Raw genomic sequence first — 22,523 nt, 5'->3', positions numbered from 1 at the left:
ACATGGGTTCTGCACCAGATAGTTTTGCGCCAATCCTTCTACAACTTTTGCTCGGAGTCGGTTTCTCCGCTCTGATCTTGACCCTTGCCTTCCTCATCAACCCGAAGAAAAAATCGAAACCTCAAGATACGTTTGAATGTGGGGTTACGTATTATGGTGATGCAAGAGGACTTTTTAACATTAAGTTTTATCTTGTGGCTGTTCTTTTTATTCTCTTCGATATTGAAGCTGTTTTCCTCTATCCTTGGGCAGTGAACTTAATCGGTTTCAAAGAAGCCGGCCTTGGAACTTTCTTTTTACTAGAGATGTTTTTCTTTTTACTCATACTTGTTGTGGGTCTATACTATATATGGAAAAAGGGAGCTCTGGAATGGGATTAACAGAAACACTATCCAAACCGGGTGAGATGTTTGGCGATATGTTCCAAGTGGCTACACTCGACAATGTAGTCCAATGGGGACAAAGTTTTTCTTTATGGCCTTATCCTTTTGCCACTGCTTGTTGCGGAATCGAATACATGAGTACCTCTTGTGCTGATTATGACATTGCTCGCTTCGGTGCTGAACGTCCATCTTTCTCTCCTCGCCAAGCAGATATGATTTTGGTTCTAGGAACCATCACATATAAGATGGCTCCCGTCTTACGTCAGATATACGACCAATTAGCGGAGCCAAAATTTGTGATTTCAGTAGGTGCTTGTGCTTCCTCAGGTGGAATGTTTCACACCTATGGTGTGTTACAAGGTGTAGATCGGATCCTTCCTGTGGATGTTTATGTTCCAGGTTGTCCTCCGAGACCGGAAGCACTCCTTGATGCTCTTGTTAAACTCCAAAAGAAAGTACAAAGCCAGGGATTAGAAGCGAGACGCCAAGAAGTCATGCGGAAAATCCAAGAAATCAACGAACGCAACAAACCTCTCGTAGTGGCATGAAAGAAAAAATTACCGAATACTTAAACTCGCGTTTTCCGGAAGTTTTACTCCCGCAAAGGGACATAAACACCAATTTACTTTATTTTACGATCCAAAAGGAATCCCTTCAAATCGTTGTACAAGCGTTAAAGGATCATCCGGAATTTGCCTTCACTTATTTGAATGATCTTACTTCTATTGATTGGCTTGGAAAAAGGGAACCTCGGTTTGAAGTGGTTTATTTACTTCGTTCTCCCAAAAACAAACACTTCCGATTGCAACTCCGAGTTCCTGTGGAAGAAGGGGGAGAGGTTCCAAGCCTTGTCAGTATTTTTCCTGCAGCCAATTGGCCTGAGAGAGAAGTGTATGACCTAATGGGGATTTCGTTTTCAAACCATCCGCAAATGGAAAGGCTGATTATGCCAGATAACTTTATTGGACACCCACTTCGTAAAGATTATCCACTAGAAGGTCCAGGGCAAGATTATCTCATTGAAGATTTACTCACCATTCATGTGAACGAGGATATTGCCAGTTAGGCGATAGGAAATCATTATGGTAATGTACGAAAAAACAGCCGAACACTTTGGTCAAAAATTCAAAGACCTACCGGAAGGCCATTTACTTGTTAACTTAGGACCAAGTCACCCTGCGACACATGGAATTTTACAAAACGTAATCCAAATTGATGGAGAACGAGTTGTGGATACAGAATCCGTCATCGGTTATGTCCATCGTTGTTTTGAAAAATTAGGAGAACGATACGACTACAATCAGTTCTTAGTTTGTACGGATCGAATGAATTATGTATCCACTCCTCTTAACAATATTGGATGGATACTCACTGTAGAGAAGATGATGCAGATCCAAGTTCCCGATCGTGTTACTTATGTGAGAATGATCATTTCTGAACTTTCTCGGATCATGGACCATATCATTTGTAATGGAATTATGGGTGTGGACCTTGGGGCTTTTTCTGGATTACTCCATTTATTTCATCACAGGGAAAATATTTATCAGATTTTAGAAAAATTAACGGGCGCTAGACTCACAACTACATTTTGTCGTGTGGGTGGAATGGAAAGAGATATCTATCCAGAATTCCAATCGGAAATCAAAACCATTATCAAAGGCTTAAAGCCGGCCTTGGATGAATTCCAAGACCTTCTTATTAGGAATAAAATTTTTAATGAAAGAACCGCAGGGATTGGTGGTTTATCTGCAGAACGTGCCATTGCTTATGGATTTTCTGGCCCAAATCTTCGTGCGGCCGGTGTTCCTTGGGATGTTCGAAAAGATGATCCTTATATGTTCTATGATAAGGTCGATTTTGATATCCCAGTGGGAGAAGACGGATCAGCGCTCGACAGGACTCTTGTTCGGATGGAAGAGATGCGCCAGTCCATGCGCATCATCGAACAACTCATTGATGGAATTCCAGAAGGTCCATATCACGCTGATGTTCCTCACACTTTCCTTCCGCCGAAAGATCGTGTGTATCATAATATGGAAGAACTCATTTACCATTTTAAAATCATTATGCACGGAGTGAAAGTTCCTCCGGGAGAATACTATATGTCAACCGAAGCTGCCAATGGGGAACTAGGCTTTTATGTAGTATCAGAAGGTGAAAAATCTCCTTGGAGAGTGCATGTAAGGCGTCCTTGTTTTTGGTATTACCAAGCATTCCCTGAACTTGTCAAAGGGGGCTTACTTGCTGATACCATTGCGACCATGTCTTCACTCAATGTCATTGCAGGGGAGTTGGATTGTTAATGGCTTATCAATTTTCACAAGATTCAGAAAAACGATTCCAGAGGTTGATTCCGCAGTTTCCGAGCAAACGTTCATTAATTTTGCCATGTCTTTTTTTATTGCAAGCTGACAAAGGTTTTGTGGACCAAGAAGGGATGCAGTACATAGCTGATCGGATTGGTGAACCAGTGTCCCTCGCTCATGTTCATGGAGTTGCTACTTTTTACACCATGTACAATAAAAAACCGGTGGGAAAGCTCCATATTCAAATTTGTGGAAATATTTCTTGTTATCTTGCTGGTTCCGATTCCATCACCGAACATGTATGTTCTAAGTTAGGGATTGAAGCCGGGGAAACAACAAAGGATAAAAAATTCACGGTGGAAGAAGTGCAGTGTCTCGGTGCCTGTGGGTTTGGACCAGTGGCCCAAATCAATGACAAATATTATGAAAACCTAACACCGGAATCAATCGAAGCCATTCTTTCCGAATTGGAAAAGCAGGTATAAAATGGGATTAAAAACTCTTCTCACAACACATATTGGTGCCGCTGATTCCCATACTTTAAATCATTACCGGTCTGTCGGTGGATACGAAAGCCAAAAAAAGGCTCTCACGGAAATGACCGCCGAACAAATTGTAAACGATGTTAAAAACTCTGGCCTTCGCGGTCGTGGTGGTGCAGGTTTTCCTACAGGAAATAAATGGGGATTCATTCCAAAAACAGATAAACCAAAATATTTGATTTGTAATGGAGACGAAGGAGAACCGGGAACATTTAAGGATCGGCTCCTCATTGAGAAATTCCCACATATGCTCATCGAAGGGATGGTGATTGCCGCTAAAGCAATCGATTCCCACCAAGGTTATATTTACATTCGAGGTGAGTTCCATAAGGGAATTCGTATTGTCGAAGAGGCTGTCGAAGAAGCATACAAAGCAGGCCTTCTTGGAAAAAATATCTTAGGCCTTGGATATGATTTTGATTTGGCTGTGTATTCGGGAGCAGGTGCTTATATTTGCGGGGAAGAATCCGCACTTATCAATTCCCTTGAGGGAAGGAGGGGCCACCCACGACTAAAACCCCCATTCCCGGCCGTGTCTGGTTTGTATGCTTGCCCCACCGTTGTGAACAATGTGGAAACATTTTGCAATGTTCCGCATATCATTCGTATGACGGGCGAGGAATATAAAAAAATCGGGACAGAAAAATCACCAGGAACTAGGCTTTTTGCAGTCAGCGGACATGTGAAAAAACCAGGAATTTATGAAGTCGAAATGGGTACTCCCATGAAGGAACTCATTTACGATATTTGTGGTGGGATTAAAAACGATGGAACTCTCAAAGCAGTGATTCCAGGAGGGAGTTCGTCTCCCATTCTCACGGCAGAAGAAGCTATGACAGCCACTATGGATTATGAATCCATAGCTTCTCTCAAATCAATGTTAGGTTCTGGGGCAGTCATCATTCTTTCCGAATCGGCAGATCTTGTGGAAACCACTTACCGATTAGCAGAATTTTATTCTCATGAATCTTGTGGCCAATGTACACCTTGTCGTGAAGGTACACATTGGGTAAAAGACCTTCTTCATAAAATTAAAATCGGAGAAGGAACAGAAAAAGATGTAGAACTCATTTTTTCTTTGTCTAGGAATATGGAAGGTGGGACCACCATCTGTCCGTTAGCGGATGCTTGTGTCATGGCAGTGCGTCCTACGATGACAAAGTTTAAAGGAGAGTTCTCGGCTCGATTGAAAAAGGAAGTGAGCATCTCTCACTAAAGGTCATCGAAACAATATGGACTGGGCTCTAATACTTGCTTGGGGAATTAAAATCCTCTCACTCTTTTTTGTCATTCTAACCGGTGTGGCCTATTATACGCTCGCCGAACGTAAGTTTGCTGGTTTTATCCAAGACCGTCCTGGTCCCAATCGGGCCGGTATTTTTGGACTTTTCCAACCACTTGCCGACGGAATCAAATTCATCGCCAAAGAAGAAATTTTTCCAAAAAACGTTTCGAAAGGGATGTATCTTTTGGCTCCCACAATCTCTATGACTTGTGCCATTATGGCTTGGGCTGTGATCCCTTTTGGGGGAAGTCTTCCCGCGCCGGAATGGCTTACGGCACTTACCGGTGTCAGTACCATTGATTTACAAATTGCCAATCCCGATTCAGGGGTTTTATACATGCTTGCTATTTCATCTCTTTCTGTGTATGGGATTATGATTGCTGGTTGGTCCAGTAACAACAAATATTCGTTACTTGGTGGAGTCCGCTCAACGGCTCAGATGATTAGTTACGAACTTCCTATGGGACTTTCCATAGTTGTGATCGTGATTATGACAGGATCACTAAAGTTAACAGACATTAGCGATTCCCAAAAAGACATGTGGAACATTTTGTCCCCCCCTGGTTTTGTTGCCTTTTTTATTTATGTGACTGCGATGTTTGCAGAAACCAATCGACTTCCTTTTGACTTGGCCGAAGCGGAATCAGAACTTGTTGTAGGTTTTCATACCGAATACGGGGCTTTTAAGTTCGCACTTTTCTTTTTGGCTGAATACATGAACATGATCACCATGTCTTGCCTTACCACCTTACTCTTTTTTGGTGGATACAATGTTCCCTTTCAATTGGGAGCAGGTTCGCATTACCAAGCGTTTTATGGACTTGGATTTTTCATTTTAAAAGTTCTTTTCTTTGCCTTTTTATTCATTTGGGTTCGTTGGACTCTTCCTCGTTTTCGTTATGACCAACTCATGAAACTGGGTTGGAAAAAAATGATCCCTTGGGGTTTATTTGCTGTGATGTTTGCTGCCATTTACACAGTTTATTGGAAAGAAGGATGGATGAAATTATTTATATGAATATCGAATCTTCTCCTTCCTTTTTATTATTTATTTTTTTTGGAACTGTGACTGTGGTAACTGCACTTAGTGTCATCTTCCAAAAAAATCCAGTGGTTTCGGCAGTATCGCTTGTTTTTACCTTCTTTTCTTTGGCGGGGATATATGGAATTATGGGCGCTTTGTTTATTGCCACCATGCAGGTGTTAGTGTATGCAGGTGCCATTATGGTTCTCATTGTTTTTGTTTTGATGTTACTTTCGCAACGAGCAGAAACTTTGTCTCGGTATAGAAAACATCCAATCCGTTTGGTTTTGCTTTCTGTGTTTGCATTAGGATTTTTCTTTTTGTTATATAGCGCACTCACAACGGGAGTTCCTCATTCAGACCAGACGGGAAAAGGTTATGAACTTTCTGAGTATTCATTTCCTATCCAAGGGACAGGAAATGTGAAAACAAAGGGGAATGTGGCGACAGTTGGTGCCTCTACTTACTTGGACTATTTACTCCCTTTTGAAATGATTTCTATCTTACTTCTCGTGGCAGTTCTTGGAGCAGTGATTCTTGCCAAAAAAAGACTCACGGAAGTTGAACAAACCAAGGACAACGTGTTATGAACCAATTCATTAGTGGAATCCCTGTTACATACATCTTAGGTCTTGCTGGAATTTTATTTTCCATTGGTGTTCTTGGAGTTCTCATTCGAAGGAACATCGTCATCATCTTTATGTCTGTGGAACTGATTTTAAATTCAGTGAATTTAGTTTTTGTTACCTTTTCCAAAGCACTTTCCCATATTTCAGGGGAAACAATTGTATTCTTTGTGATGGCAATTGCTGCGGCAGAAGCGGCTGTGGGACTGGCACTTGTGATTGCCATTTTCCGGCATAAAAAATCCACCAATGTGGATGAACTCCAATCGATGAGATGGTAATCTTATGTTAGACTTATTCCCGTTAGTTGTCCTTCTTCCTCTCCTTGGTTTTTTACACAACGGTCTTTTAAAAGACCGAATCCCTCATCGGTTTGCCGGTGCCATTGGGACTTTGGCTGTGTTCATACCTTTTCTTATCACCTTAGCTGCGTTTAACGAATATCGACCTATGGAAAGAACTGCACCGCATTTAGTTCCTGTGTTTGATTGGATTGTGGTTGGCAATTTTAGGTCTTCTTTTGGTTACCAAATCGACCAACTTTCACTTTATATGACACTCATCATTACAGGTATTGGATCCCTCATCCATTTGTATTCGATGGGTTATATGAAAGGAAATGCGGGATATAATCGATTCTTTGCTTATTTGAATTTATTCATATTTTGTATGTTAAACCTGGTTCTAAGTGATAACTTGGTTCTTACCTTTCTAGGATGGGAAGGAGTCGGTTTATCTTCTTATTTACTCATTGGATTTGACTATGATAAAAATTCGGCCGCCGAAGCGGGAATGAAAGCATTTATCTTAAACCGAATTGGTGACGTTGGTTTTATCTTAGGAACTGGGTTTTTGTTTTGGTTAGGTGGTAGTTTGCAATATTTACAACTCCAAACCAATTTGAGTGAATTAAATGAGTTCGCAAATTATGCTAATATTGTAGCACTTTTTTTCTTTGTTGCGGCAATGGGAAAGTCTGCGCAAATTCCATTGTATGTTTGGTTGCCTGATGCGATGGCAGGTCCCACTCCTGTTTCTGCTCTCATCCATGCGGCAACAATGGTAACTGCAGGTATTTTCCTGATTGCTCGGCTTAACTTTGTGTTTTTACTCGCACCAGAAACTTCTTTGTTCATCGCCGTCATTGGGGCAGTGACCGCACTTTTTGCAGCCACCATTGGTACTTTGCAAAACGATATCAAAAAAATTCTAGCATACTCCACGGTTTCACAGCTTGGATTTATGTTTCTTGCGATGGGTAGCATGAGTTATGTGGCGGGACTTTTCCACTTAATGACTCACGCGTTTTTTAAAGCCTTACTCTTCCTTGGTGCAGGATCAGTGATTCACGCCCTACATCATGAACAAAACATCAAACATATGGGTGGGCTGTTCGGTAAAATCAAAGTCACATCGTTTACTTTTTTACTCGGAACTCTTGCCATTGCGGGATTTTTTCCTTTCTCCGGATTTTTCTCAAAAGATTTAATTTTAGAAAAAGCTTACACCTTCGGTGCGTTTGGTTCTACCCTTTGGACTATGGGTATTGTAGCTGCGTTTTTCACTTCGTTTTATATGTTCCGACTGGTCTTTGTTGTATTCTTTGGAAAGGACAACACCGATCCCCATCATAAAGTCCATGAATCTCCTTGGACCATGACCTTGCCACTAGTGCTTCTTGCCATCGGTGCTGTGATTGCCGGGTTTTTACAAACCCCACATTTCTTTTTACACATCGATACTTTAGAAAGATTTTTTGCTCCTGTATTAACAAAAGGGTATGAACTCGCTTCTCTTCATGGAACTTTAGCTGAACACAAATCTCTTGTCCATGAAGTAGAACTTTCGTTAGCTGGATTTTCCGTCTGTATCGCAACCATTGGATTAATCCTTGCTTATTTCCTCTACCAAAGAAAACCAAGTCCCATTTTGGAAGAACATACAGGATTTCGAAAGATACTTTTTCATAAATACTATATTGATGAAATCTATGATTTCCTATTTGTGCGGCCCTTTCTCTTTTTATCAAGAGGAGTGGCTTTCGTTTTTGATACTAAGATCCTCGATCGATTTTTTTTGGGAATTGGAGGGAGCTTCGGTGTGATCGCCAATGGCCTACGAAGATTCCAATCTGGATTCATTGGCGATTATGCCTTGTATGTTGTCATTGGTACATTTTGTATTTTAGTGTATCTATTAACGAGGGGGGTGTAAGGTGCCGGAACAAATTTTATCGATCATTATCTTTTTACCAATTGTATCCTCTTTACTCATTGTATTTCAAAAACGAGTAGGGGCGGTCGTTGTCATCTCGGCATTATCTTCTGCATTTACAACCATCCTCTCCGTGGGTCTTTTTTTCTTTTTCGATTCCACTAAGTCAGGATTACAATTTGTCCATTGGATTCCCGATTGGATTCTTTCCGGCAAACTAAGTGTAGACTATCACGTTGGGCTTGATGGGATTTCGCTTCTTTTATTTGCCTTAACGGCTTTTATGTTCTTCCTTTCGAGTATTGCTTCTTGGTCCAATATACCCAAAAAAATCAAAGAATTCCATATTTGTCTGCTTGTTTTGGAAACAGCAGTCCTTGGCGTTTTTGCTGCTGGAAACCTTGTCCTTTATTATGTTTTTTGGGAACTCATGGTTTTACCTATGGTTCTGATGATTGGAATTTGGGGTGGCGAAGATAGAACCAAAGCCGCATTAAAATACTTTTTATTTTCTATGGCTGGTTCCTTGTTTATGTTAGGTGGTATACTCACTCTATATTTCAAAACAGGGAAAACATCGATCGAATCATTGTCTACTGCAAGTCTTGGAATGTATTCCGAACCACTCCAATGGTTTTTGTTTTTTAGTTTTTTTCTAGCATTTGCCATCAAAATCCCACTTTTCCCTTTTCATACTTGGATGCCGGATGTACATACGCAGGCGCCTACTGTCGGTTCGGTGGACTTGGCCGGTGTATTACTGAAAATTGGTGCTTATGGTTTCATTCGGTTCTGTATTCCTTTTTTCCCAGAACCTAGTTTACTTTCTGGGAATTGGATTCAAATCCTTGCTGTGATCGGTATTGTTTACGGTTCGATGGCAGCTCTTGTCCAAACTGATATCAAACGAATCATTGCTTACAGTTCTCTATCACATTTGGGATTTTGTATCTTAGGTCTCTTCTCTTTTACGAACGAAGGGGTTGTGGGTGGGATGTTACAAATGGTATCTCATGGTGTGTCCACAGGGATGATCTTTCTTATGATCGGAATGATTTATGAAAGAGCCCATACAAGAAACATTGCTGAGTTTGGCGGACTGGCAGGACAGATGCCTGTGTTTTCCACTTTTTTTCTCATTGCTGTTTTATCTTCCGTGGGCCTTCCAGGAACCAATGGATTTGTGGGTGAGTTTCTAATCCTCATGGGAGCCATCAAATCGAATCTATGGCTTGGTGGAATTGCAGCTACGGGAGTTGTACTCGGTGCTCTTTATTTACTCTGGTTTGTGAAACGTTTTCTATTTGGCGTAAGTAAAACCATCCAAGCCAAGCCTTACAAAGATTTAACATTTCGGGAAGTGGGAATCTTATCTCCTCTTGTTCTCTTTATCTTTTGGATTGGAATCTATCCAAAACCATTTTTAGAGATATTACAATCTTCATCTAATGTCTATTTGAATTCGGCATCTGTACAATCGATAGCGGAAAGAAAGGACATACAAAAAGATTTCCTTGGTGGAAACACAAGTCGGCAATTTCCCGATTATACTAGTTTAGGAAAAGAACCTTTGTCTTTTGAAGAAAGGTTGGGTTCTTTCCAATCGAAGTATGCACTTCCTACTTTTCTTTCTGTAAAAGAAAACAAATCGAATTTAAACGAAAATTTGGAAAATTTAGAAAAGTCCATTGAGTCTGATTTTGACTTGGAACCAATCCAAAAAGAGACAATAGGAAACTAAACCATGTCATATACTCCTTCCTCAAATGATTTAATAGCAATTTCTCCCATGCTTATTTTATGTGGAGTGGCTTTACTTTCTCTCGTAGTTCAATTTCTTGTTCCAAAGGAAGAAGACTCCAAACCACTATGGGTGCTTTCTGTTTTGGGAATTCTTGGGGCTATGTATGCTTTGTATCATACAACTGGATCTCCTGGGTATGGTAAATTTTTTGGATCACAAATCTCTCTTAGTCCCCTTACTGTTTGGCTCAGTGGAATTTATTTGATTGCGGGGCTTATCACTTTACTCATTGCTCCACCATTTCTCGCACAACATAAAACTTTGTTTCCTGAATTTTTCCCTCTCCTTCTTTTTTGTTTGGCGGGGATGATGTTTCTTACCTCGGGATATGATTTTATTGTCATCTTTGTTGGATTAGAAATCCTCTCTCTTGCTTTGTATGTGATGATTGGAATGGCTCGTTCTTCTGTTTCTTCTTTAGAAAGTGCGATGAAATACTTTTTACTCGGAACCTTTAGTTCCGGGTTTATGTTACTTGGAATTGCCTTTTTATATGGAGGATCAGGAACAACGAATCTTGACGGTGCCCTTCGTGGTCTTTTTCTAAAAGGTTATGAATCCAATTTTTCTAAATTGGGTTTTGGACTCTTTCTTGTGGGAGTGTCTTTTAAGGCTGCTCTTGTTCCTTTCCATTCCTGGACACCTGATGTGTATGAAGGAGCGCAAACACCGATCACAGGCTTTATGGCAAGTGCTGGAAAGGCATCGGCCCTTGGGTTAATGATCGTCTTGTTCAATCATATCCCGATGGGTGAGATGGGAGATTCTTGGAAGGTTTTAATGGGAGTGATTGCCCTCGTTTCCATGACTTGGGGTAATATTGTTGCTCTCAAACAAGAGAACCTCAAACGAATGTTAGCTTACTCGTCCATTTCTCATGCCGGTTATATTGTGGCAGGAATAACTTGTGGGGCAGGACTTGAAGCCTTGTATTATCTCTTTTCTTATTCGCTTTTAAATTTAGCTGCTTTTGCTATTATTTCCTATTTGGAACAAGGCAAACACGAAGTGACTGTCAATGGAATTGCCCATTTAAGCGCAGAACATCCATTAACCGCTCTGTCACTTTCCCTTATCTTTTTAGCTTTTGCTGGATTTCCTCCCCTCATTGGATTTTGGACCAAACTTTTCCTTTTGCAAAAAATTGCCGAATCGGATTTATTATTCAACCGCATCCTTCTTTTTGGGGCAGTGGCAAACTCCTGTGTGGCCTTTTACTACTATATGAAGATCACCATCCAATCCTATATGAAACAAGAGACTGGAGCTGTGGCCGGAGTTCGCGACCTTCCGAGTATGCCCACTCTAGGTTTTTTGGTATTTCTATTGAGTTTGTTTTTTACTGTGGGTTGGGTCTTTTTCCAACCAGGGGCACTGTTATAGTTCAGTAAATCTGCTATAGCAGAAATACGTCTAGGATAGCGAAAAACGAATTGATTCATAGAAAGGGATCTAGAGGCTAGTCCATAAGTAGGTAATTCGCATGGCAACCATTCTCAGAAAGACAGAAACTCTAAAGGATCCCGTAGCAATGAAGGACTTCCTTTTTTCCAAGGGACTCGTTTATGAATTCTACAAAACCCCGGAAACTTTGGATTTAATCCTTGGCCAAAAGGGTTTAAATGATGCAGAAAAAGCAGAAGTTCTTTCTGGGTTAGAATATCGTTTTGACCAACTGAAAAAAGAGCATGGTTATAAAGCCAACGACCTGGTTGTCCTCCATGACGAAGTTCCTGGAATTCAGGACATGTTAGCAAAATTTGATAAACTTCATATTCATACGGATGAGGAAGTCCGTTATATCATTGATGGAAGTGGGATTTTTGGATTCATCATTGATGGAGAAAAATTCGAAGTCCATGTAAGTAAAGGCGATTTCCTTTCGATCCCTGCCAATACCAACCACTGGTTCACCCTCGATAAAAATTTAAGAATCAAAGCAGTTCGTTATTTCAAAGACAATTCAGGATGGACTCCCGTTTACGTGGATGAATCCCAAGTATTGGTTAACGTTTGATAAAAAGGGAATTCTTTCGAATTGGAAAGTATTTCCTTAAGTGCCGAACAAACAAGGTAAAGTGAAAACCTAAGTAACCGATTCGGTGGATTTTTTTTCTGCAATTCCAAACCACTCGACAATGAATTGAAGAGTGGTCCTTCCTTGGTAAAAATTTTCTTCTAAACTGCCCACCAAATCAAAACTTCCATGTTCTGACATAAATTTTTGGAATTCTACCCCCTTATTCCAAATCATATACTTTAAGGAGCCACTTCCAATCAAATGGAATCTGACATGTTTTCCCCCGCTAAGTGGTGTTAAGTGGATTGCTTTTGCATTTCGTATCCCTAGTTTGATATCTGGATTTCCTTGTCCAAAAGGTTCCAGGTCTTTCCATTCTTTTAGCAACCTCTCTCCCATTTCTTCTGTGAGAACAGTAAAATCGGTTTCGATGGAATGAACTTTGGGTTTGTCTTTGTCGACAGAAAGCCAATTTTTGGCAGCCGTATACAATGCCGATTCAAAGGCAGGGATTTGATCGATTTTAATCGAAAATCCTCCTGCTTCTGGATGACCACCGAAGTGTAAAAAATGTTCAGAAAGAGATTCTAAAAGTTCTAAAACATTTTCTGGACCATAGGAACGAATGCTTCCTCTCGCATCACCATTATCAGGTGCAAGGAATATGGCAGGTTTTTTATAGGTATCCACCATCCTTGTGGCAACAATTCCACTGACACCTGGTTCCATATCTGGTTCATAACAAAACACAATTTCTTTTGTCGTTCGCTCTGGTTTACGTGCGAAATAACGTTCGACCCGGTCCATATTGCGTTTGGTTCTTTCTTTTCTTTCTTCATTGATGGAAAGGAGTTGTTTGGCCTTTGTTTTTGCTTCGAGGTTTGTTTCTGATAATAATAAAGATACGGCTTCTTCTGTTTTCCCCATTCTGCCTGCGGAATTAAGCACCGGGCCAATCGACCAACCTAAATCTTTAGTGGTCACACCTTGGGGGCTTAGTTTCAGTTCTTTTAAGAGTTCCGACAAACCTTTTCTTTTTTTATCACCAACATAGAGTTTGGTGAGCGAGTTTAAGGCGAGTTTGACAAAGTGCCGGTTTTCCCCAATAAGGGGCATCATGTCGGTAATAGTTCCAATCCCTGCAAGGTCTGTTTCTTCTTCTAAACCGGAAAAAAAATCGGGGATTTTAGAGCACTGGTAATAAAAAAGTTTTCTTTCTTCATCCACGGGGATTGTGGTGATAAAGTCCTCTGGGTAGGGTGAAATCAAACTTTCATCTAACGAGAACGATGCGATTATTTCATTTGTCAGTCGAATTCCATTTTGAAAATAGGTGGTTTGGTTCTTGCCTGTTTCTTTCTGAAATTCAGTTTTTTTATAAACCTTTCCAAATTCGTCACTGAGTCGGAATAAAATGGCAGATACTAATTTAAAAGAAAGTACTGCGGTGCAGATTTTTTTTTCTGGGTATTGGGAGTCTGTCCTTCTCGGATTTACCAAAGCACAGTTTGTTGGGATACGAATGGGAACTTCATGGTGATCAAGAACAATCACCTTGATTCCTTTACTTGTCAGTTCTTCGATTTCATCAGCTTGGCTGGAACCAAAGTCGAGTGTTACCAGTAGGTCCGGTTTTACTTTTTTAATTTTTGCCAGTGCTTCTTTACAAAGTCCGTAAGGATCACTTTCCGAAGAAACCATAACTTCTAATTGAATGGAAGAAAATGCGGGATGGGATTTTAAAAAGAAAGCTAGTAAACAAGTGGAACTCACTCCATCTGAATCCCTATCACCATAGAGGAGGATTTTTTTTCCTTCCTTAACAAAGGATAGAAGAAGTTCCACCGCCAACGAAAGATCGGGAAGTGAGAAGGGTGAATACAGACAAGAAAAGTCAGAAGTGAGCAGTTCTTTCGGGTGAATGTTGCGAAAGCCCTCTCTTTTATCCACTAAGTAACGTAAGAGGGGGCGTTTGGAATCAACTTTGGTTCGAACTTCGGAAAGTAACGGTCCGAAGTGAACCTTCGTTACATGATGCAATTGCCAATAATTTTGGAACCGAATTCTACTTCGAGTCCCGGTGTTTTGATGTCGCCTACGACCTTACCATTTTTTTTAAGTTCTACTTTTTCTTTTGCGTCAACGTTTCCTTTGAGGTTTCCGTGAACTACAAGGCTTCCTACTTCTACGTCGGCTTCTACATCACCTGTTTCATCAATGATGAGTTTGCCTTGAGAGGTAATTGTACCTTTGAATTGCCCTTTGATTTTTAATGTTTGGTTGAAGGAAAGGGTTCCGCGAAAAGTGATATCGTCACTAATGATGGTGTCTATAGATTCGTCTTTCATCGATAGGGATAATCTTGTTTGGCTCCTAAGTTTTGGCAACTACACAAGTATTTGTCATCAAAAGGAAATGGAAAAAAGTTCATATTTTCGGGGTTTTCACTTGAGTCTCTAGGTCGATTCTTGAACCTGGGTCTCAAGTATAGGAAAAAACAGTGAAAATTAGGCGCTTCTGGAAGTCAGGGTTCATCCTACTTTTAGCGGTTTTCATCAATCTAAATCTGGTCGACGACCGGTTTGTTTCTCCTCTCGAGGATTTGGACTTTCAATACCAATCTTATGAGTTGGAGGAGACGACTCGTGTTCTTACTTCTTCTAAAGAATCCAATCAAGTTTTGAAATTGGTTCCTTCCCGAAGGGAAGAGTCTCCCGTGAAAGTTTCAGTCATTCGTTGGTCCACTCTTTCGACAGAACCTGCTTTTTTTCATGAAATTCTCATCTTATTCCATTTTCTTTACCTCCCGCCTCCTGTTTTGGCTTAATCGTTGCATGTAGATTAGTCATTAGTCCCCAATCCGATATGGGTTTGGGGGTGTATTCAATTTGAATTAGGAATTATGTTAGAAAAAATCATTCAATTTTCCATTCACAAACGAGCCACTGTACTCGTTTTGACAGTTGCGCTCACCATTATTGGTTTCTACAATGCGCTTCATCTTTCAATCGATGCCATTCCTGATGTGACAAACGTTCAGGTGTCGGCAGTGACTTCGGTCCCTGGTCTTTCTCCTTTAGAAGTAGAACAATTTATCACTTACCCCATAGAACTTGAGTTTAACGGGATGCCAAAAGTCACAGAGATTCGGTCCATCTCAAGAACGGGTGTGAGTTCCGTTACAGTGATTTTTGAAGATGGTACCGACATTTATTTTGCAAGGCAACTTGTGAATGAAAGGCTCAAACAAGCAGAAAACTTTATTCCCAAATCTTACGGAAGGCCAGAACTTTCTCCGATTGCCACTGGTCTTGGTGATATTTATGAATTTGCTCTTGTTTCGGAAAGCCATTCTCCTGAAGAACTTAGAACAGTGATGGAATGGGAAGTGGCAAGGCAACTTCGTTCCGTGAAAGGGATCATTGATGTAAACGTAGTCGGTGGAGATGCCAAACAATTTCAAATCAAAATTGACCCCAAACGACTGTTATCTCATAATTTGACTCTTTCTCATATCACAGAAGCATTGGAAGGTGCCAATGTCAACTTAGGTGGTGGCTACATCCAAAAGGGTGAAGAACAATTTGTCATTCGTGGAGAAAGCCAATTTAAATCCATCGATGACATTGCAAGACTATCTGTAAGGACATCGAGAGATGGGATTCCTTTGACACTGGGTCAAATTGCAAGAGTGGAAACTGGACCTGCCCTCCGTTTTGGTCTCAGTACCATGAACGGCAAACGCGAAGTTGTAGGTGGGACCGCGATGATGTTACTCGGCAGTAACTCCCTCCAAGTCGTGAGTCGAGTGAAAGAAAAAATGAAAGAGATTGAATCACGTCTTCCTCAAGGGATGAAGATTCAAGTTTATTATGATCGTTCTGAATTCATTGGAAGAACTCTTTCGACTGTCTTTACCAATTTGGTGGAAGCAGCCATCATTGTACTTGTTTGTCTCATTTTAACGTTAGGAACAGTAAAGGGAGCCTTCGCCGTTGCGCTTGCAATTCCAGTGTCGATGATGGTGGCTACGATTCTTATGAATGCCTTTGGGATTGTGGGAAATTTGATGTCTCTTGGAGCCCTTGACTTTGGTCTCCTTGTGGACGGTTCCATTGTGATGTTGGAATCCACTCTTCATGGATTTTTACTTCGTAAGAGTTTCCTGCTTTCGAAAACTTCGGCCCAGGACATGGAAGATGGGATGGAAGAAGTGATTATGGAGTCCTGTATCAAAGTGGTCAGGGCATCCGCATTTAGTGTGGGAATTATTTTACTCGTATACTTACCGCTCATGACACTTGAAGGTGTGGAAGGAAGAATGTTCCGTCCAATGGCGATCACCGTTGCTTTTGCATTAGGTGCCGCCCTTCTTTATTCCATTACCACTTTTCCTGCCCTCATGTCGTATATTTATAAAAAACCAATTCTACATGAGTCCGCCTTTTGGGAAAAATTCCAGTTAAAGTATGCGGAAGTCCTTACCTATGGGATGAAGTTCAAACGCCAATTTACTTATGCTGGGATAGGAGTTGTTTTGTTATCTTTTATGCTCGCATCCACTCTTGGTTCCGAATTTTTACCAAGGATTGATGAAGGAGAAATTGCCATCGATATCAAACGATTGCCATCCACTGCCATCAATCATTCTCGTGATTTGAATTTGGAAATGGAAAAGGTGATATTGAAATTTCCAGAAGCGGTCAGTGTAGTTTCGAGACAAGGTAGGGGTGAATCCGCAGCAGAACCCATTGGTTCGGAAGAAGGGGAGATGATGGTGAAATTGAAACCCAGAAAAGAATGGGTTTCGGCGCATGATCGAGAAGAACTAATGGAACTGATGAAAAATTCTGTGAATAATAATGTTCCTTCATCATATATTAGTTTATCTCAACCGATAGAAAACCGCGTCAATGCTTTGTTATCCGGTTCCAAGGCCGATATTGTAATTAAAATTTACGGTGATGATTTAAAAACACTCAAATCCATTGCAGACAATTATGCTTCCAAAATCAAAAAAATCCAAGGGGCTGCTGACTTACGAGTCCAAAAACTTTTAGGTCTCCCTCTTCTCGAAATCAAAATGAATCGTGGAAACATGGCGCGATACGGAGTTCGTGCAGAAGAAATTTTGACAACGATTGAAACACTACGTGTGGGTGCCAATGCAGGAAAGGTTTACGAAGGTTACAAACGATTTGATTTGATTGTTCGTTTAGATGCTGATGTAACAGACATTGGTGTCATTGAAAACGTTCCCGTAATGACTGAGCTAGGTGGGACGGTTCCACTTGGACAAGTCACAGATATTATGATGACGGAAGGCCCAGCTGCACTTTACCACGAAGGACTAAAACGAAGGATCCTTGTCGAAGTGAACGTACGTGGTCGAGATATGATTGGATTTGTGAATGATGTCCAAGCAGCTACTGAGTCCATCGAATCTGGGTTGCCACAAGGGTATTATGTAGATTGGGGTGGCCAGTTTGAAAACTTCACTCGTGCGAAGAATCGTCTTGCCATCGTGATTCCGATTGCTGGTGCCATTATTTTTGCGATGTTATTTATCGCCTTTGGAAGTGTTTATTACGCATTGGGAGTTTTTATTTTAGTGCCACTTTCTCTCTCAGGAGGAATCCTCTCCCTTGTGCTTCGAGGGTTACCTTTTTCCATTCCTGCTGGGGTTGGATTCATTGCTGCTGCCGGTATATCGGTGTTAAACGGGGTCGTTTATGCCTCAGCCCTCAAAGACCAATTGAAAGTCACCCGTGATCCTTCTAAAGCTGTAGTAGAAGCGGCCGTATATACCCTTCGTGCAGTAGCGACCACAGAGCTTGTAGCTATTATTGGATTTTTGCCTATGGCCATTGCCTCTAGTGCGGGAGCAGAAGTCCAAAGACCTTTGGCAACGGTTGTAATGGGTGGAGTGCTTGTGGCGACCATCTTATCACGTTTTCTTCTTCCCATTGCTTTCGAATTTTTAGTCAAACTAGCACAAAGACAAGAAATTAGGCAGATGGAAAGGGAACGTAAGATGAATGAATACTTTGTAGAAGAGATGAAAAAATACAAGGCAACAGAACTTCACGATACCCACGGACATTCACATCATTACGAACCGGATCATCACGAATCACATACGGAAGATGATTCGAAACAAAATAAACAAAATCAGAAATCTAAAAAAAGAGGACTTAAATGAAACCTAATTATTACGTAGCACACCCTTGGCATGGATTGGAACTTGGACCAAAAGCTCCAGATGAGTTGGATGTATTTATCGAGCTGACTCCTCAAGATACAGTAAAATATGAAATCGATAAAGCCTCTGGTTTTATCCGTGTGGACAGACCTCAAAAGTATAGCAATCGTTCGCCGACTTTGTATGGATTCATTCCTAGAACTTATTCCGGTGAAGCATCCGGTAAACATTGTTCTGATGTCGTGGGAAGACCTGATATTATTGGAGACGGCGATCCGATCGACATTTGTGTTCTCAGTGTTAATCCTATCACCCATGGAAATATGATTCTTACTGTGATTCCAATTGGTGGACTTAGAATGATTGATAAGGGAGAGGCAGATGACAAAATCGTCGCTGTTTTAAAAGGGGACGAAGTGTTCGGTCAAATTAAAGACATTTCAGAAGTTCCGAAAGCTCTTATTAACAAACTTCACCATTACTTTTTAACTTACAAACTAGATCCAAACTCTCCTTCTACAGGCACAGTTGAAATTGCAGAAGTATATGATCGAAATGAAGCCATTAAAGTGATCCAGTTTGGAATCGAAGATTATATAAAGAAATTTGTAACAGTATGAAATCGATAACGAAGTTTTTGATTTTATTCCTCCTTGGAATTCATTCGTATACAGTTTTTCCAAAGGAAAAAGCAGTGTATGAACTTCATTCTAAAGATGAATTGTTTTTTTTAGGTGAAGATTCCCGTGCCCAAGATTCCAAAGAAAAATGGAATTTAGAGGAATTGGAGACCTTTGCTGTCACAAGCAATCCTCTCTATTTACGTGAAAAACAAAATATTGGAATGGCTCGTGGTGATATCATTACGGCTAGTTTGTATTATAATCCCATAATCAATATGCAACAGCAATTTATGGGGGCTTCTGCCAATGCAGCAACAGGGAAACCAGAAACATCACTTATATACAACCAGCCATTTGATATGAGTGGGGTGATCCCTCAACGTGAGAAAGTCGCCAAACAAGAGTTTTTGGCAACAATTGCTAGTTTTCGCGACTTCGATCGTTTATTTCGATTACGACTAAGACAAAACTTTTGGACTTATCTTTATGTCACTGAACAAATTAACTACCAAAAGGAGTTTTTGGAAAACTACCAAGACCTTTTGGACTTAACCAAACTCAGAGCAGAAAAAGGAGATATTTCTTTTTTAGAATATGATCGTTTGGCTTTGGAACGTGTTCAGATTGAAAGGGAATACCGAAATGCGAGAATCCTTCGGGCGCAAGTGGTAAAAAACTTAAGGGTATTGATTGGGATTTCAGATATCAATTCTCCATTGAATATCAAAGGAAGATTGGAGTTTATTTCCACACGCGAATTTGGGATTGATTTAAACGATTTTGATATTGAGGAAAGACCTGACTTGGTGGCTTTAAAAATTCGCCAACAAAGGGAACGAATGAATATCGAGTTAAAAAAAAGAGAGATCATTCCACCATTGACCCTGGGTGTTGAATTTTTAAACAAAGGAAATGAAAATGTCACGGGTATTTATGCAGCCACTCCGCTTCCTTTATTTGATCGCAAACAAGGTGAGATCTTAAAGTCGGAAGAATCTTATAAAAAATTGGGATTTGATGTGGATGCAAAAAGGAACGAAATTCTTTCCGAGATTTCAGCAGCCATCAAAGAATTGCAAGCTAGAGAATCCCAACTATTGGATTACCAAAAAATGGGGCTTTTGGAAAAAAACAAAGAGGTCCAAGAAAAGTCAAGGCTTGCTTACATTCGTGGTGCATCCAATTTGGTAACTTTTTTGGAAGCTGAAAAAAACTATCTCAGCGTTCTTCGCAGTTATTATGAAATCATTTATCTCTATTACAATGCTTTGGAAGGATACAAAGCTTCTATCGGAAAGATGGATAGCTCGGAGTTTTAAACTTATATGAAAACAGAATTCAATTTTAAAAATATTCGCTCTTTGAGTATACTAGTGCTCGTTGGAAGTTTGACTTACTTTGGATATACCAAGTTCTTTGGATCTGGTAAAAAAACAGAAGCATTAACCGAAGATAAATCAAAGTTCATTATCTCCCAGGAAATTCAAAAAAACCATCCATTCTCCGTTGTTTATCTTGAAGAGAAAGCTTTGGAAGAAGAACTACAACTTCCGGGAACTGTATCCTATGATATGAACAGTGTAGCAAAGGTTGGTTCTCGTGTTAGTGGACGAATCGTACAGGTGTTTGTGAAAGAAGGAGAACATGTAAAAAAAAGCACTGCTCTTGCATCTATTCAATCTGTAGAACTGGGAACCACAGAAGCAAATTATCTAAAAGCAAGGGCAAGGCTTGAGGCATTAAAGGTGCAAGCAGACCGAGCCAAAGATCTATATGAAAGAAAAGTAACATCTGCAAAAGAATATGAGATGTCCTTAATGGATTACAAATCAGTGAAAGCAGAAATGGAGACATCTCGAAACGCACTTGAAAATCTAGGTCTCAATGAAGTCGAAATTGCAAATTTAGAAGCAGGAAAATATAATTCTAAAAATCTATACATACGAACTCCAATTTCGGGAACAGTAACCGAAAGGGAAGCGATCATTGGTCAGGCGGTAAATGCTCGTGATAATCTTTTTACAGTGGCGGACTTAAGTGTCCTTTGGATCAACTTGGAAGTTTATGAAAAGGATTTAGCATCCATTCGAATGGGAAACGAAGCAAAGGTAATCCCGATTGGATCTAAAGATGACTCCTTAAAAGCGGTGGTATCACATGTGGGTGATGTGATTGATCCAATTAAAAAAACGGCAGAAATTCGTTTGGAAGTTAGAAACTCAAAAGGCAAACTTCGTCCCGGACAAAGTGTAACGGCAACAGTTGTAGGAGCTATGGTAGAATCTTCAGTAAACAAAGCGAAGGTGATTCCTGCGGATTGTATTCATAAAATTGAAGGGGAAAATTTTATCTTTGTGCGAAATAGTGATGGATCCTTTTCTGCAAAAAAAGTTGGTGTCGGTAAAATGTATGACCATTGGGTTGAGATTACAAATGGTGTAGAATCGGGTGAAGCAATTGTGGAAGAAGGAAGTTTTGTTTTAAAAAGTGAATATTTAAAATTATAACTCCTAGTTTTTTGTTGACATAACGCCCATTTCCTAGTTATCTGTTTAGTATGAAAGATCTCACGGAAAAACAAGAACAAGTCCTACAATATATTTCGGACACAGTCCGCGAGAAGGGCTTCCCTCCAACCATTCGTGAAATGGGCGACCAATTTGGAATCACTGCAAAGGGCGCCTACGATCATCTCAAGGCCATTGAAAAAAAAGGGTACATTCGGACTTCCAAAAACCAAAGTCGCGCCATTGAACTTTTAAAAGGAAATGCGGAAGAGGCGCTCCTCGTCCGAGCCTCCGGAATTCCACTCCTTGGCCAAGTTGCTGCTGGTTCTCCCATCCTTGCAGAAGAAAACATTGAGGAATACATCGCAGTTCCAGATGGAATGGCTGCAAAACCTGGTACCTTTGCTCTTCGGGTCAAAGGAGACTCTATGGTAGAAGCGGGGATTAGCGACGGAGACATTGCCATCATCCAAAAAAAAGATACAGCAAGGAATGGCGAAATTGTAGTCGCAATGATCGAAAACGAGGCCACTCTCAAGGTCTTTTATAAAGAAACAGATATGATTCGTTTAGAACCAAGAAATGCAAAGTTAAAACCCATTCGTACCAAAAAGGCTACGATAATTGGAAAACTAATCGGTCTTTATCGTATTTACTGATTGACCAAAGTTTGGTTGGGCATGAGTTTAGAAGGGATGTCGAAACATCTCTTCTTTCTTTCCAATCTTCTCATTTTATTCCTTATCTTTTCTTGCGCCCCCAAAAAACAAGATATCTCTGCGTATGACCTGAAACGTGTTTTGGAACGATTTGCTCAAAACAGAGTCCAGACGGGACTGATGGCAGATACCAAACGACCTACACCAACCGATATGGCTCTTTTTGAAGAAGCATGTGAGGTGTACCGGTTATCCATCCCTGAAGCAAAAGAAATGTTAAAAAAAGAAAACAAAGACCTATACGAGTCAATTTATGGAAATGAATAAA

At 40.5% G+C, this 22,523-nt stretch carries 22 protein-coding genes; 20 read left to right on the top strand and 2 right to left on the bottom strand.

Annotated elements, in window-relative coordinates; all coding sequences use genetic code 11:
- The first annotated feature begins 2 nt into the window (after nt 1–2).
- The 13 genes from CLV96_RS04605 to CLV96_RS04545 all read left to right on the top strand — a co-directional run bounded on the left by CLV96_RS04605 (nt 3) and on the right by CLV96_RS04545 (nt 12,201).
- The gene (locus CLV96_RS04605) at nt 3–380 is read left to right on the top strand and encodes an NADH-quinone oxidoreductase subunit A (RefSeq protein ID WP_004788658.1); all 378 of its coding nucleotides are present in this window, start codon (nt 3–5) and stop codon (nt 378–380) included.
- Entirely contained in the window at nt 371–931 is a 561-nt protein-coding gene (locus CLV96_RS04600) for an NADH-quinone oxidoreductase subunit B (protein WP_020777857.1), read from the top strand. The genes CLV96_RS04605 and CLV96_RS04600 overlap by 10 nt, the downstream gene beginning before the upstream one ends.
- The gene (locus CLV96_RS04595; RefSeq protein ID WP_004788409.1) at nt 928–1,449 is read left to right on the top strand and encodes an NADH-quinone oxidoreductase subunit C; all 522 of its coding nucleotides are present in this window, start codon (nt 928–930) and stop codon (nt 1,447–1,449) included. The genes CLV96_RS04600 and CLV96_RS04595 overlap by 4 nt, the downstream gene beginning before the upstream one ends.
- Before the next feature lie 16 nt (nt 1,450–1,465).
- Complete coding sequence (locus tag CLV96_RS04590; protein WP_196795764.1) at nt 1,466–2,686, top strand: NADH-quinone oxidoreductase subunit D; 1,221 nt, start codon at nt 1,466–1,468, stop codon at nt 2,684–2,686.
- Nucleotides 2,686–3,174 carry an NADH-quinone oxidoreductase subunit NuoE family protein gene (locus CLV96_RS04585; RefSeq protein ID WP_004788677.1) on the top strand — a complete coding sequence of 163 codons (489 nt, stop codon included), beginning with the start codon at nt 2,686–2,688 and terminating at the stop codon, nt 3,172–3,174. Before CLV96_RS04590 ends, CLV96_RS04585 begins: the two co-directional genes overlap by 1 nt.
- A 1-nt stretch (nt 3,175) precedes the next feature.
- Nucleotides 3,176–4,447 (top strand): NADH-quinone oxidoreductase subunit NuoF, encoded by a 1,272-nt coding sequence (nuoF, locus tag CLV96_RS04580; protein ID WP_004788368.1) that lies wholly within the window; start codon nt 3,176–3,178, stop codon nt 4,445–4,447.
- Nucleotides 4,448–4,463: 16 nt separating this feature from the next.
- The gene (nuoH, locus tag CLV96_RS04575; RefSeq protein WP_004788468.1) at nt 4,464–5,534 is read left to right on the top strand and encodes an NADH-quinone oxidoreductase subunit NuoH; all 1,071 of its coding nucleotides are present in this window, start codon (nt 4,464–4,466) and stop codon (nt 5,532–5,534) included.
- Nucleotides 5,513–6,130, top strand: a complete 618-nt coding sequence (locus CLV96_RS04570) for an NADH-quinone oxidoreductase subunit J family protein (protein WP_004788502.1) — start codon at nt 5,513–5,515, stop codon at nt 6,128–6,130. The genes nuoH and CLV96_RS04570 overlap by 22 nt, the downstream gene beginning before the upstream one ends.
- Entirely contained in the window at nt 6,127–6,447 is a 321-nt protein-coding gene (gene nuoK, locus CLV96_RS04565) for an NADH-quinone oxidoreductase subunit NuoK (protein WP_004788397.1), read from the top strand. Before CLV96_RS04570 ends, nuoK begins: the two co-directional genes overlap by 4 nt.
- A gap of 4 nt (nt 6,448–6,451) precedes the next feature.
- Complete coding sequence (gene nuoL / locus CLV96_RS04560; RefSeq protein ID WP_004789107.1) at nt 6,452–8,380, top strand: NADH-quinone oxidoreductase subunit L; 1,929 nt, start codon at nt 6,452–6,454, stop codon at nt 8,378–8,380.
- A 1-nt stretch (nt 8,381) separates the two neighbouring features.
- Nucleotides 8,382–10,121: a complex I subunit 4 family protein gene (locus CLV96_RS04555; protein WP_004789064.1), complete on the top strand. Its 1,740-nt coding sequence runs from the start codon at nt 8,382–8,384 to the stop codon at nt 10,119–10,121.
- A gap of 3 nt (nt 10,122–10,124) precedes the next feature.
- Nucleotides 10,125–11,567, top strand: coding sequence for an NADH-quinone oxidoreductase subunit N (locus tag CLV96_RS04550; protein ID WP_004788493.1), 1,443 nt, complete (start codon nt 10,125–10,127; stop codon nt 11,565–11,567).
- Nucleotides 11,568–11,667: 100 nt separating this feature from the next.
- Nucleotides 11,668–12,201 (top strand): cupin domain-containing protein, encoded by a 534-nt coding sequence (locus CLV96_RS04545; protein WP_004788654.1) that lies wholly within the window; start codon nt 11,668–11,670, stop codon nt 12,199–12,201.
- Between the two features lie 69 nt (nt 12,202–12,270).
- Here the strand turns inward: CLV96_RS04545 and recJ are convergent, their stop codons facing one another.
- Together recJ and CLV96_RS04535 are read right to left on the bottom strand one after the other, a co-directional pair.
- Nucleotides 12,271–14,244 (bottom strand): single-stranded-DNA-specific exonuclease RecJ, encoded by a 1,974-nt coding sequence (gene recJ / locus CLV96_RS04540; RefSeq protein ID WP_004788330.1) that lies wholly within the window; start codon nt 14,242–14,244, stop codon nt 12,271–12,273.
- Nucleotides 14,232–14,552 carry a bactofilin family protein gene (locus tag CLV96_RS04535; protein WP_002973855.1) on the bottom strand — a complete coding sequence of 107 codons (321 nt, stop codon included), beginning with the start codon at nt 14,550–14,552 and terminating at the stop codon, nt 14,232–14,234. Before CLV96_RS04535 ends, recJ begins: the two co-directional genes overlap by 13 nt.
- A gap of 152 nt (nt 14,553–14,704) precedes the next feature.
- Here CLV96_RS04535 and CLV96_RS04530 point away from each other — a divergent pair, with 152 nt between their 5' ends.
- The 7 genes from CLV96_RS04530 (at nt 14,705) to CLV96_RS04500 (ending at nt 22,522) form a co-directional block, all read left to right on the top strand.
- Nucleotides 14,705–15,031, top strand: a complete 327-nt coding sequence (locus CLV96_RS04530; protein WP_004788628.1) for a hypothetical protein — start codon at nt 14,705–14,707, stop codon at nt 15,029–15,031.
- Nucleotides 15,032–15,106: 75 nt separating this feature from the next.
- A complete protein-coding gene (locus CLV96_RS04525; RefSeq protein WP_004788312.1) occupies nt 15,107–18,406 on the top strand; it encodes an efflux RND transporter permease subunit in 3,300 nt (1,099 codons plus the stop codon).
- Complete coding sequence (locus tag CLV96_RS04520) at nt 18,403–19,026, top strand: inorganic pyrophosphatase (protein ID WP_004788688.1); 624 nt, start codon at nt 18,403–18,405, stop codon at nt 19,024–19,026. The genes CLV96_RS04525 and CLV96_RS04520 overlap by 4 nt, the downstream gene beginning before the upstream one ends.
- Entirely contained in the window at nt 19,023–20,348 is a 1,326-nt protein-coding gene (locus tag CLV96_RS04515; RefSeq protein ID WP_004788717.1) for a TolC family protein, read from the top strand. The genes CLV96_RS04520 and CLV96_RS04515 overlap by 4 nt, the downstream gene beginning before the upstream one ends.
- A gap of 6 nt (nt 20,349–20,354) precedes the next feature.
- Nucleotides 20,355–21,536: an efflux RND transporter periplasmic adaptor subunit gene (locus CLV96_RS04510; RefSeq protein ID WP_004788433.1), complete on the top strand. Its 1,182-nt coding sequence runs from the start codon at nt 20,355–20,357 to the stop codon at nt 21,534–21,536.
- Nucleotides 21,537–21,586: 50 nt separating this feature from the next.
- Nucleotides 21,587–22,195, top strand: a complete 609-nt coding sequence (gene lexA, locus CLV96_RS04505; RefSeq protein ID WP_004789204.1) for a transcriptional repressor LexA — start codon at nt 21,587–21,589, stop codon at nt 22,193–22,195.
- The gene (locus CLV96_RS04500) at nt 22,196–22,522 is read left to right on the top strand and encodes an LA_1448 family UV-C exposure upregulated protein (protein ID WP_243836403.1); all 327 of its coding nucleotides are present in this window, start codon (nt 22,196–22,198) and stop codon (nt 22,520–22,522) included.
- The last annotated feature ends 1 nt before the right edge of the window (nt 22,523 follow it).

Source organism: Leptospira meyeri, from assembly GCF_004368965.1.
Lineage (GTDB): Bacteria > Spirochaetota > Leptospiria > Leptospirales > Leptospiraceae > Leptospira_A > Leptospira_A meyeri.
Note: the sequence above shows the minus strand (reverse complement) of the source record. Positions and strands in the feature narration are given on the sequence as shown.